This window comes from Rhizobium ruizarguesonis, from assembly GCF_017357285.1.
In the GTDB taxonomy this organism is placed as follows: Bacteria; Pseudomonadota; Alphaproteobacteria; order Rhizobiales; family Rhizobiaceae; genus Rhizobium; species Rhizobium ruizarguesonis.
The window spans coordinates 641,531-653,982 of the sequence record NZ_CP071681.1 but is presented as its reverse complement, the minus strand read 5'-3'; the positions used below and the strand labels follow the sequence as shown (position 1 = coordinate 653,982).

General features: G+C 60.8%; 9 protein-coding genes and 1 pseudogene. 3 read left to right on the top strand and 7 right to left on the bottom strand.

The annotated features are described in order from the left end of the window. Window positions 1-15 precede the first annotated feature (15 nt). From J3P73_RS34125 to J3P73_RS34095, 7 genes and pseudogenes are all read right to left on the bottom strand, one after another. Window positions 16-404 (bottom strand): annotated as a pseudogene (locus J3P73_RS34125) (nuclear transport factor 2 family protein). Window positions 405-685: 281 nt separating this feature from the next. Then, complete coding sequence (locus tag J3P73_RS34120; protein ID WP_207580129.1) at window positions 686-2,338, bottom strand: GMC oxidoreductase; 1,653 nt, start codon at window positions 2,336-2,338, stop codon at window positions 686-688. Window positions 2,339-2,421: 83 nt separating this feature from the next. Further along, on the bottom strand, window positions 2,422-3,504 hold the full coding sequence (locus tag J3P73_RS34115) for an ABC transporter ATP-binding protein (RefSeq protein WP_207580128.1): 1,083 nt from the start codon (window positions 3,502-3,504) through the stop codon (window positions 2,422-2,424). Window positions 3,505-3,511: 7 nt separating this feature from the next. Further along, window positions 3,512-4,396, bottom strand: coding sequence for a carbohydrate ABC transporter permease (locus J3P73_RS34110; RefSeq protein ID WP_025398247.1), 885 nt, complete (start codon window positions 4,394-4,396; stop codon window positions 3,512-3,514). Then, window positions 4,396-5,283, bottom strand: a complete 888-nt coding sequence (locus tag J3P73_RS34105) for a carbohydrate ABC transporter permease (protein WP_024320334.1) — start codon at window positions 5,281-5,283, stop codon at window positions 4,396-4,398. Before J3P73_RS34105 ends, J3P73_RS34110 begins: the two co-directional genes overlap by 1 nt. A gap of 102 nt (window positions 5,284-5,385) precedes the next feature. Beyond that, window positions 5,386-6,618 carry an ABC transporter substrate-binding protein gene (locus J3P73_RS34100; RefSeq protein WP_207580127.1) on the bottom strand — a complete coding sequence of 411 codons (1,233 nt, stop codon included), beginning with the start codon at window positions 6,616-6,618 and terminating at the stop codon, window positions 5,386-5,388. Between the two features lie 59 nt (window positions 6,619-6,677). Next, the gene (locus J3P73_RS34095) at window positions 6,678-7,628 is read right to left on the bottom strand and encodes a sugar phosphate isomerase/epimerase family protein (RefSeq protein WP_018070646.1); all 951 of its coding nucleotides are present in this window, start codon (window positions 7,626-7,628) and stop codon (window positions 6,678-6,680) included. A gap of 222 nt (window positions 7,629-7,850) precedes the next feature. Between J3P73_RS34095 and J3P73_RS34090 the strand changes: the two genes are divergently transcribed. From J3P73_RS34090 to J3P73_RS34080, 3 genes are all read left to right on the top strand, one after another. After that, window positions 7,851-8,921 carry a LacI family DNA-binding transcriptional regulator gene (locus J3P73_RS34090; RefSeq protein ID WP_024320331.1) on the top strand — a complete coding sequence of 357 codons (1,071 nt, stop codon included), beginning with the start codon at window positions 7,851-7,853 and terminating at the stop codon, window positions 8,919-8,921. Window positions 8,922-9,122: 201 nt separating this feature from the next. After that, on the top strand, window positions 9,123-10,997 hold the full coding sequence (locus J3P73_RS34085) for an adenylate/guanylate cyclase domain-containing protein (protein ID WP_024320330.1): 1,875 nt from the start codon (window positions 9,123-9,125) through the stop codon (window positions 10,995-10,997). A 117-nt stretch (window positions 10,998-11,114) separates the two neighbouring features. Beyond that, window positions 11,115-12,446 (top strand): gluzincin family metallopeptidase, encoded by a 1,332-nt coding sequence (locus J3P73_RS34080; RefSeq protein WP_207580126.1) that lies wholly within the window; start codon window positions 11,115-11,117, stop codon window positions 12,444-12,446. Window positions 12,447-12,452 lie beyond the last annotated feature (6 nt).

Here is a 12,452-nt window from a genome sequence, read left to right as displayed (position 1 = left end):
CAGCGGCGATGTCGGTCAGAAGGCAATCGGGCCGACCGATCCGCACCAGCGGCCAACCTTGCCCGGCTCTCGTTCATCCATATAGAAGAAGTGCGTCATCACCGGTTTGACAACCGGTTGAGCTTCGTCATCGGGCGTCATGGTGACAGTCCCGCGGAAGATCTTGAGCGAGCCACCGTCCCAATATTCCGTTACGTCGTGAAGCGCTGAGAAACCCGTGTCGATGAAGGCGCGCAGGTTCGTGCGAATGGCTCTCGCCCCTTCCAGTCGGCGACGCCCAGATTGCAGGTAGCATCCTGCGCCAAGCAGTCGAAGCCTTCGCCGAAGGTTTTGTCATCGATCTCCTTCCAGAAGGCCAACAGCCATTCAGGGGGGTCTCGTTTGGTAAAATTCATGGTCGTCATCGTCGTTCTCCTCGGCCGCCTCGTACTGTCGACGGCAGCTTAGCCGTCGACATCGCGTTGGTCGGCCGCTTCTGTTGACGGGAATGTTCCTCCTGCAGGAAGGCCGTTCACTAATATCGCGGGACAGGGAATGCCCTCAATTACATCCGGTGTAATCAGCGGGGTGAGAACGGTCCTCTAAATCTTCGGCAAAGAAGGCGCATCCGTTCGTCTCCCAGCCAATCAAACGCCGGGAGAGTGACATTCCAACTTTGCAGAAACAGGACACTTCGACTTTGCGCCTATAGCTGTCCCGTCCGGTATTGGTCGACAAGGTTCCGGCAGGCGCGGATCGTCAGGGCCATGACGGTGAGCGTGGTGCCGGCGATGCCGCTGCCGGGGAAGGCGCTGGCGTCGGTGACGATGAGGTTCGGGGCATCCCAGACCTGGTTGTAGGGATTGAGCACAGAAGCTTGCCGGTTTTCGCCCATGCGCGCGCCGCCCGTCTCATGGATTGCGGCGCCCATGCACATGGTCTTGCGGAACCATTTGCGGAACATGAAGCGGCTGAAGGCATCGGCTTCGGGAAAGGCGCCCTTGCCCATTTCCTTGAGGCCGGTGGGCGAGCCGATGAATTCGAGGTCGCCGCCAATCTCCCTGATCATGGCGATCAGCGTCTCCTCCTGCCTTTTGAGCAGTGCCTGCTCCTCCTCTTGCATGACGCAGCGGATATGCGGCACGGGAATGTTCCAGGCATCCCTACGCCTGACATCGAGCGTGATGCGGTTGTCGCCATAGGGCAGCATACGGCCGAAGCCGAAGAAGGCGAGGCGTGCATCTCTGTCCCCGGAGACCGGCGCGCGGCCGACGCTTCCCTGGTAGTCGAAATCGCCGCGGGCGGCGTCGCCCTCTCCGAAGCGGGGAATGAAGACCCCGCCCGACGGATTGTAGAAGGGGTCGGTCGGCGCGGATTCGTCGGGTGCCCAACCCTTCGCCTTCGAAAAGGAGCCGAAGGCGAGGCACGGCAGCTGGTCCATGAAATAGCGACCGAGAGCGCCCGAGCTGTTGCCGAGCCCATCTGGATGTTTCGCCGAAGCCGAATTCAAAAGCAGCCTCACGCTCTCAATCGGCGAGGCCGAAAGCACCACCGTTACAGCGCGAGCCGTTGATACCGCGCCCGTGTTGCGATCGATGTATTCCGCGCCGGTGGCGCGGCCGGTCTTCTCATCCGTGGTGATGCGGCGAACGACGGCGTCGTAGCGGATGGTCAACTCACCCGTCGCCTTTGCTTCTCGCAGCGGTCGCGGCATCCGGTCGGCGTCAGGCGCGATGTAGCGCCAGGAGACGACGTGCCTTTCCGGCCAGCGGTTTTCAACCACCTGCTTGAAGATCTGTTCGGCGGGCGTCAGGCTTGCCGGCTTCGCATAGATGCCGTCCGGCAGCGTGGCCACGTTATCCTTGTTGCCGTAGAGCCCGAGATAGGCCTCGACCTCGTCGTAGAAAGGCACCAGCTCGTCATAGGAGACCGGCCAGTCCACGCCCTTTCCGGCGCGTGAGCGGATCTTGAAATCGTCGTCGGTCCAGCGCAGCAGCACCCGGCCGAAACTGTGGAGCCGCCCGCCGCCCTGGCGGCCGCGGATCCAGAGGAAGGGTTCGCCCTTCGGCGTCGTATAGGGGTTCTTGCGGTCATTGACGAAGAAATGGCTGAAGCGCTCGGTGAAAAAGGCTGCGCGCGCCTGGATCGGCTGGCCCTTGAGGGTGGCCCGCGCGCGCTCCCAGATATTGATGCTGCTTGCGGGCGCCTTCTTGCGCGCGGGATCGAAATCCTTCGGTCCGACGGCGGGGCCGGCCTCGAGCAGCAGCACCGATAATCCCTGTGCTGTCAGTTCCTTTACCGCAAAGGAACCCGCCGCGCCGGAGCCGATCACCAGCGCATCATAGACGATCTCAGACATGTAGTTCCAAATCCTGTCCTGGAGCAATCCTCAAAACGGCGCGAAGGGCGTCCGGAATTGCGGGAAAACAAAGGGATGGCGCGTCACAGCCGCGATCCGTCAGCGCCGAAGAGGGATGCCTTGGCGATATCGAGCCCGGGAGCCACGGCATCGCCGGGCTGCAGGGTGACATCGCCCATGAGCCGGAGCGAGAGGCTCTGGTCTGCCCAGTCGAACCAGACGACGGCGTCCGAACCCATCGGCTCGACGACGGAAACGCGACCGGGAATGGTGGGCAGGCCGCTCGTGGCGCCATCGAGCACAAGGTGTTCCGGGCGAAAGCCGAGTGTAGCAGGTCCTTCCGCTGCGCCCGCTCGAAAGGAATAACCGGAGAGATCGACAGTGAGGTCCTTGCTCCGGAAGACCAGCGCGCCGCTGCCGCGCTCGATCCGGCCCTCGGCGAAATTCATCGCCGGAGCGCCGATGAAGCCGGCAACGAAGAGATTGGCCGGACGGCGGTAGATTTCAGCCGGCGAGGCGAGTTGCTGGATGACGCCATCGCGCATGATGGCGATGCGGTCGGCCAGCGTCAGAGCCTCGACCTGGTCGTGGGTGACGTAGATCATGGTGTTGCCGAGGCGCTGGTGCAGCTTCTTGATCTCGACGCGCAATTCGTTGCGCAGCTTGGCATCGAGGTTCGACAGTGGCTCGTCGAACAGGAAGACATCCACTTCGCGTACCAGCGCCCGGCCGATGGCGACGCGCTGGCGCTGACCGCCGGAAAGCTCGGCAGGACGCCGGTCGAGCAGCTTGTCGAGCTGGAGGAGCGCCGCGGTGCGGGCGACACGGGCCTCGATCTCGGCCTTCGGCAGGCCGGCGACGCGAAGTCCGAAGGAGAGGTTCTTGCGGACCGACATACGCGGATAGAGCGCGTAGGACTGGAAGACCATGCCGATGCCGCGGTCCTTCGGCTCCTCCCAGCTGACGTTCTTGCCTGAGATCCAGACCTCGCCTGATGTGATGTCCTGGAGACCGGCAATGGCGTTCAGAAGCGTGGACTTGCCGCAGCCGGAAGGGCCGAGCAGCAACAGGAACTCTCGCGGCGCGATATCGATCGACATCTTCTCGATCACCGTATGGTCACCATAGGCGATCTTCAGATCCTTGACGGAGACGGCAGATTGCATGGAAGCGTTACCCCTTGACTGCGCCGGCCGCGATGCCGCGCACGAACCAGCGGCCGGACAGGAAATAGATGGCAAGCGGAACGATGGCGGTGAGGATCGTCGCCGCCATGTTCACGTTGTAGGTCCGCTCGCCCATCGTGGTGTTGACGATATTGTTGAGCTGCACGGTCATTGGCAGGTTGTCGCGCCCGGCAAAGACGAGACCGAGCAGAAAGTCGTTCCAGATGCCGGTGAACTGCAGCATCGAGACCACCACGACCATCGGCACGGCAATCGGCAGCATGATCTCGAAAAAGATGCGCCAGAAGCCCGCGCCGTCGACGCGTGCCGCTTTGCACAGCTCCTCCGGCACGCTGACGAAATAGTTGCGGAAGAGCAGCGTCACCAGCGGCAGGCCGAAGATGACATGCACGAGAATGATGCCGGCGAGCGAATTATAGAGATCAATATTCGCCATCGCCCGGACCATCGGATAGAGGAAGATCTGGTAGGGGATGAGGCCGCCGGCCATCAACAGGCCGAAGAGCAGGTTTGCCCCGCGCGGCCGCCAGAGCGACAGCGCATAGCCGTTGACGGCGCCGATAAAGACCGAGAGCGCGACCGAGGGGAGGGTGATCGCCACCGAATTCCAGAAGCCGCTGCGAATGCCGACGCAGACGGTTCCCATGCAGGCGCCCGACCAGGCGGTAGCCCAGGCAGAGAAATCGAGCGTGGCCGGCAGGGCAAAGATCTGCCCAAGCCGGATTTCGTCCATGGACTTCAGCGAGGTGACGACCATGGTGTAGAGCGGCAGAAGGAAGAAAAGTGCGGCGACGACAAGGAAGGCATAGAGACCGATGCGTCCGGCGGTGATCTGTGCCGGCTTCGGGCCGTTCGGATGAGGACGGGCCATCACGCAGCCCCCTTTGCTTTGTCACGCATGTGCATGATGTAGCGGAACGGGGCGACTGCGATGATCACCCCGAGGACAAGCACCGTCGCGCCTGCTGTGGCGAGGCCGAGGTTCTGGCGCCCGAACAGATTGTCCATGATGAATTTCGCCGGCACCTCCGTCGCATTGCCGGGGCCGCCATTGGTCATGGCAACGACGATGTCGTAGGTCTTGATCACGCCCATGGCGAGCAGCATGCCGGCCGCGGCCAGCGCCGGCCCGAGCTGGGGCAGGATGATCGAGACATAGATGCGCCAGACGGGAATGCCGTCGATCCGCGCCGCCTTCCATTGCTCGCCTTCGATGCCACGCATGCCGGCGAGCGCAATGACCATGACGAGCCCCGCGCCCTGCCACACGCCGGCAAGCACCAGCGCATAGATCGCCATGTCGCGATTGACCACCCAGTCGAGGACGAAGCTTTCCCAACCGAGCGAACGCACGCTTGCCTGGATGCCGAGCGTCGGATTGAGCATCCATTGCCAGATCAGCCCGGTCACCACGAAGGACATGGCGTAGGGATAGAGGAATAGGGTCCTAAAGGCGCTTTCGAAGCGGATCTTGCGGTCGAGCGCCGCGGCCAGCAGGAAGCCGAGCAGCAAACAGCCTGCGACGTAAAGGACACCGAAGATCAACACGTTTTGCAGCGATGCCAGCCACTTGGCGGAAGAGAAGAGCTTCGAATACTGCGCCAAGCCGACATAGGTCGAGGACGGAAAAAGCGTGGAATTGGTGAAGGACAGGCGGATCGACCAGGCCATGGTGCCGATGAAGACCACGACGGCGACGAACCATGTCGGCAAAAGGGCGATGGTCGCGGATAAATTGGGCTTGCGTTTGATGGACATCGGCCAGCTCGTTGACGGGTGGAAGGCAGGGCTCGCACCGCCGCGCGAGGCGGCGGCCGGCAGCTGTGGCGTCGACGTCAGGCCGACGCCACAGGCGCTATCCTACTCGAAGATGGCGAAGAAATTTTCGGCCGCGGAGGCCGTATCATTCGAGCCGCCGCTCCAGTATTCGTCGACGAAGTCGTCGAGTGCGCCGACCTGCTGGGGCGTCAGCACGATCGCTTGGTCCGGTACGATTGCACCCGCAGCCATCAGCTCGACGCCCTTCTGCGCGCAGGCGTCCAGCTTCGACTTGTCGACGTCGGAGCGCATCGGAACAGAGCCCTTCTTGAGAGCGAATTCGACCTGGACGGTCGGGTCCATGACGACTTCGGCGAGAAGTTTCTGTGCTTTGTCGGTCTCGGCCTTGCCGGTCTTCGGGAACCAGAGGGCGTCGGCGATGTAGACCATACCCTTCGACTCCGGCACGATCATGCAGCCATAATCCTTGCCCGGCTCCTTGCCGGCAACGGTGAATTCGCCCTTGGCCCAGTCGCCCATGAACTGCACGCCGGCTTTGGTAGTGATCAGCATGGCGGTCGCGTCGTTCCAGTTGCGCCCGGCAGCACCCGCATCGACATAACCGCGCAGCTTGCCGAGGATCTCAAGGGTCTTCTTCACACCTTCGACGGAGGCCTGGCTCTTGTCCTTGTCGACATAGATCTTCAAGAAGCCGTCGATCCCGACCTGCGAGAGCAGGATCATGTTGAAGACCTTGGTCTGCTGCCAGGGCTGGCCGCCCCAGGCGACCGGAACCATGCCGGCAGCCTTCAGCTTGTCGAGATCGGCAAAAAGCTCGTCCCAGGTCTTGGGCTCTTGCGAAATGCCGGCCTTCTCGAAGGCTTCCTTGGAATAGAAGAGCCAGCTTTCACCATGGGCGCCGGTCGGCGAGAGATAGACCTTGCCGTCATAGGTGATGAGGTCGTGGATCGATTTCGGCAGAGCATCGGCCCATTTGCCGGCGGCGGCCACGTCGTCGATCGGATTGAACAGGCCCTGGTTGATGAAATCTGCCGCAGCGAGACCGATGACGCCCTGCTTGGCGCCCGGCGCGTCACCGGCGACGATGCGGTTCTGGAAGGCGGCATCGGCCGCACCAAAGCCGGCAATCGAAGAATCCTTCCAGATGCCGCCGCGCTTTTCGAACTCGGTCTTGATAACGTTGAGGGCAGCCGCTTCGCCGCCCGACGTCCAGGACGACATGATTTCGATCGTCGGCTTGTCCTCGGCATGCGCCGAGGCGGATAGGACGACGATTGCTGCGCCGGCAAGTAAAAGCTTCATCATGTTCTTCATTGTTCCACCTCTTGAAAATGCCCTCTTTGCGGGGCGTTTTGTTGTCTTAGGAATGACTGTCAGCGATAGATCGGCAGGAGCGCCTGCCGGACGAGCGTGAGCCCGTTGGCGATGTCGCGGACGGGATCGGGCGCGGCATCGAGTTCGAGGATCGCCCAGCCTTCATAGGCCCGGTCGCGCAGCAGCCGGATCCAGGCCGGCCAATCGACCCGTCCGAGGCCGAAGCTGCAGAAATAGGGCTGGTGGCGTTCATGGATATGTTTGTCGATCGGCGTGTCTGAGGGCATGGGGCCGATCGCATCCTTCCAATGAGCGATGATCATGCGCTCGTGATGGCGATCGACGAGCTGGATTGGATCGGAGCCGGCAACGATGATATGGGCCGTGTCCGGGCACATGTGCACATAGGCCGGATCGGTGAGCAGCATCATCAGATCGACATCGCGCGCGGCGGCAAAGATCGAGTGCGCCTCGGTGTGCAGCGCGAGCCGCACGCCCCTGGCATGGAGTGTTGCACCGAGCCGGTTCAGGAAATCGGCGATCACCTTGGCGCGGTCGAAATCGTAGAATTGCACTGGCTGGGCGCCGAGCGTCTGGCGCAAGGGGGCGCCGATCACCATGATGTCGCTGCCGCAGGCTTTCAGGAAATCGGCATATCGTTCCGCCTTGTCGATCAGCGCGCGCTGGGCCTCGGGCTCAGCGAAATCGCCGGCCGCCTCCAGTTCCGCGAAGAAGCCGCTGCACAGCGTCAGGCCCCGTCTAGCCAGCTCGGCTGCGAAGGCGTCGACGGAACCGTAGGTCTTGATGGCGTCCTGCCAGTTGAAGGGAGAGAAGGTCAGCTCGACGCCGGTGACCCCGGAGGCCTGGACGCTGTCGAGTATCTTGTCCCAGAAGGCACGCGGTTCAGCGCGGGCATAGCCGACGATCGCATCATGGCTGTCGACGCCCCAGAAGCCGGGATGGAAGAATGTCACGAGATCGACGCCGAAGCGCAGCCTGTCAGTAGCCATAACCTGTCCATTTATCGAGGCATGACCTACCCGCGTGCGGAAGAGCCGTTCCGCATCCAATAAGCCATGGATTTTCAACGCATTAAGAAATGGCAATCGTTTGCCATGGCTAGATAATAGCCAAGCCGGTTTTTTAAGCAAGCGGTTTTTGGCAAACGTTTGCTATAAATCGGCGCCTGCCTTAGAGTTGCAAATCGAAGCATCCGGGAGACCGAAATAAACATGAATAAAAACAAGGATGTGGTAGGAGAGGAGCCATCGGGTGCATTGATGGCCGATGTCGCGCGGCTCGCCGGCGTTGCGATATCAACAGTCAGCCGGGCGCTCGCCAATCCCGGACGGGTCAACGAGAAGACGCGCGCCAAGATCAATGCCGCTGCCAGGCAGCTGGGCTACACGCCGAACGCCATGGCGCGCGGCCTCAGGGTCGGCAAATCCAACATCATCATGATCATCCTGCCGGGATCGCTCTACTATGGCGCTTCCCAGATCATTCCGCAGGTGCTGCAGAGCATCAACAAGTCGCTGATCCAGGGCGGCTACAACCTGATGATCGCCAACCTCGATCGCGACGAGATTTCCGAACGGCATATTCTCGACCTCGCCTTTGGCGGGAGCGTGCGCGGCGCCATCATCCTGTCGTCGAAGCTCCCGGAGGTCGACGGGCGCTCGCTGGCAAATTCCGGTCTGCCGATCGTGTCGATGCTGCTCGACATGAGCGATGCCGGCCTGCAGAGCGTGATTACGAACGACCGCGAGGCCGTGCGCGACGTCACCGCCGAACTGATCCGATTGGGTCATCGACGGTTCTTCTATCTTGCGGGGCCTGAAGGCAATTACCACGATGTCGAGCGTTATGGCGGCGTGCTCGAGGCGCTCGAGGCGGCAGGATTGTCGGAGGGCTCGGTGCGTCGCTCGGGCGGCCATCTCGATTATCAGCACGGCTTCGACATCGGCGTCCAGGCAGCGGACGATTTCGCCAAATTGACCGAAAAGCCGACGGCCGTCATCGCAACCAGCGACGACATGGCCATTTCGTTTGTCAGCCGTGTCCAGCGGAGAGGTGTAAGCATTCCCGGTGATCTGTCCGTCGTCTCCTTCGACGGCTCCCCGGTCTGCGAATTCTGCTCGCCGCCGCTCTCGACGATCAAGCAGCCGGTGGAAGAGATGGGGCGCGCAGCGGTGGATCTCCTGCTCGACGCCATTGGCCAGAGAGAGAATGCGGCGGCGGTGCGCACCGTCATCCGCAGCAGCCTTATCCCGAGGGAGAGCATCGCCGCTCCGAAGAGCTGACGGAGCCGGCCGCGGCGAATGCCGGGGGGCCGGGCCCAGTAGTCGAAGGCGCAGATGCCAGATGGCCAAATCTGGAAGATATAACTGTCGGTTCGGCGACAGAGGGATATTTTAGTTGTCAGTAATACAATCGTCCGGCAACATGATCGGCCAGCTTCTAGAATTGAGTAATATTGCCACCAGCACGTTGGGGAGACGGGCATGTGCGCAGAGCTTGTCGAGCGCCGATTGGCGGCTATCCTGGCTGCCGATGTGGTGGGCTACAGCCGTCTCCTGGAGGCAAACGAAGAGGAGACGCTTGATGCCCTTCGTCAGCATCGCCGCGAGCTTTTCGATCCCGCTGTCGCGAGCCACGGCGGGCGTATAATCAAGGTGATGGGCGACGGTTTCCTGGTCGAGTTCGGCAGCGTGCTCAGTGCTGCACGATGCGCAGTCGAAATCCAGCGCGGCATGCTGGAGCGCAACATTGGGATTCCAGCGGACCGGCACTTTGCGTTTCGAATAGGCTTGAACCTGGGCGATATCATCTTCGATGCGGATGACTTTCATGGGGACGGCATTAATGTGGCGGTCCGGCTGCAAGCCCTTGCAGATCCTGGCGGCATTGCCTGTTCGGCGGCTGTGCGCCACGAAGTCGGAAACAAGCTCGATCTCAATTTCGCAGACCAGGGCGCCAAGACCGTCAAGAACATTTCCCGTCCGGTCCATGTCTATTTTGCCGATTGGGGCAATGTCGGCTCCGGCGAGGAGGTACCGCTTGCCGCAAGCGGCCACACGCAGGCACCCACCAACAAGCCATCGGTTGCCATCCTGCCATTTGCCAACATCAGCAACGATCCCGCCCAGGAGTTTTTCAGCGACGGCATCACCGAGGACATCATCACTGACCTATCGAATGTTTCAGGCCTGTTTGTACTAAGCCGCAACACTGTCTTCACATGGAAAGGCCGCAGCGAGAACCTGCAGCGCATCGCCAGGGAACTCGGGGTTGCTTATGTCGTAGAGGGCAGCGTCCGCAAGGCCGGCAACCATATGAGGATCAATGCTGAATTGATCGACGCAGCGAGCGACGGCCACATGTGGGCCGCGCGTTACGACCGCGACCTCACCGACATCTTCGAAGTGCAGGACGAGATTACCAAGGCGATCGTCGAGCAACTAAAGGTCAAGCTGCTCCCGGAGGAAAAGAAGGCAATCGAGCAGGCGCCGACAGAGAGCGTGGAAGCTTATACGCACTACCTCAGGGGCCGCGAATACTACCATATTGCCTCGCGCTCAAACCATCTGATGGCTAGACAGAGCTTCGCCAGAGCCATCGAATTGGATCCCGGCTATGCCCGAGCCTATGCCGGCATCGCGGTTTGCGATTCACGTCTGCGGTCTCAATTCGGCACGGAGATTCCGGTGGAGGACATTCTCGCGAACACGGCGATGGCACTCGCTATCGATCCCAACCTGGCAGAGGCACACGCGGCCAGGGGGTTTGCGTTGGCCGTCGCCGGCAATCGCACTGAGGCGGTTTCCGCATTCGAAGAGGCTTTGTCGCTCGACGCCGATTGCCACGAGGCGAATCGGTACTATGCCGAATTTTGCGTTACCGACGGTCAGTTCGAACTGGCGGCTACGCACTTTCAGCGCGCAATGGAAATTAAGCCTGCCGATTATGGTGCGCCGATCATGCTCGTGAACGTCTTTCGTTCGCTCGGGCAAATAGACAAGGCCAGCAGCTATGCGCGGATCGCGTTGAAAAGGGCGGAGGAGGAACTGCGGCTCCATCCGGAAAATGCCAATGTTGCCTGCTTGGGAGCGACGGCGCTGGCCTTTCTCGGGGTCCGCGACATGGCGCTGGAATGGTTGGCGCGCGCGCTGGCGACGGATCCCAACGACATAAACATCCAGTACAATGCCGCCTGCACCTATGCACTGCTTGGCGAAATCGACAGAGCGATAGATTTGCTTGAGGTCTGGATGCCTCAAGTCGGCATCGAGATGCGGCTGTGGTTCAAGAACGATTCCGATCTCGACTCCATACGCAATCACCCGCGCTATTCGAGTTTGGTTGAGCTGTCTGAATAACGCCAAGTACATCTGGCAGGCTGCTTCTAATTCTATTTTATTACTTGCTAAAATTCTTGCGAGCGCCGAATGTCAACTTAAAATGGCAATCATAAAAGTCTTTTGAGGGGAGAGCGGATGAGCACCCGGTTTAGACTTTTTGTACAGCCTCCATTTGAAGATGATCGGTCTAGTCCTGAGATTGTTGAAGTATCGTCTCGGCTGGGTAGCCTGACAGCTGGGCCGGCTGACAATCGCATGTTCGTTGTGGAGCCGGTCGGCAAGACCGGTCCTTACGGTGTGAACCGCGGGCCGCTCGGAACGCCGTACATGTATCTGCCGCCCTGGACCGGCAAAATCCTCGAGCCGGCCACCCCCGACGAGTGCGGCAATTTCGACTATCTTCGACCTTCGATGGCTGGCTTCGAAGCCGCGCATGTTTTTGGTTGCGTGCGATTCACCCTGGATGTGTGGGAACGCTATCTCGGCCAGCCGCTCACCTGGCATTTTCGCGATCATTATGACCGTCTGGAAATCTCGATCCTGCCGCGATGGGACAACGCGCAGTACGGCTATGGATTCCTCGAAGTTGGGAGCCAGTTCGAGAATGACGGGCACGTCCTTCCCTTCAGCCTGGATTTCGACGTCATCGCTCACGAGGTGGGGCACGCGATCATCTTCAGCGTACTGGGCGTGCCGCGCCCGGGAACCGAGTACCCCGAATATCTTGGCTTCCAGGAGGCCTTCTCCGACTGCGTGTCGCTGATCGCGGCCATGCATTTTCCGTCCGTGATCGACAATGTTCTCGCGGAGACGCGCGGTAACCTCTACCGCGCAAATCGCCTTGCTCGCTTTTCGGAATTTTCGCCGCATCGGCAGATACGGTCGGCAAACAACAAAAGGACGATGGCCGAGTTCGCTCGTGGGTGGAAGGACGAGCATGAGCTCTCGCAACCACTCACCGGCGCGATATTCGACATCCTCGTCGACATCTTTCATGAGAGCCTGGTGGCGCGCGGCTTGATCTCGCCTGCCGTTGAGGATCTCGCAGATATTGCCGAGTTCGATCCGGCTGCCGAGGCTCCCGTGCAGCGTGCTTTCGACCGCGCTTTCGCGCGCAACCCAGATGGTTTTGTCGAAGCACTGCTCGACGCACGCGATATCGTCGGAACGTATCTGGCGGAAACCCTGTGGGCTCTTGTTCCCGACTTTCTGGACTACGGCGATGTCGCGAGAACGATGCTTGCGGTTGATCGGAACGAAAGTGGCGGCCAATTCGCAAGAATTATCAGCAGAAACTTCGGGCAACGGGCGATCGGCGAATTGCACGCCGGCGCACACGTGAAAGGCGGCGAGCATCGCAGCCATGTCCTCTCTGCGCGGACGTTACTGCCGATAGATTATCTAGAGCTTCCGAAGATGACCTTTCGCGAGAAAGTTCTGCTGTCGGGATTAGGCATCGGTCAATAATCAGCT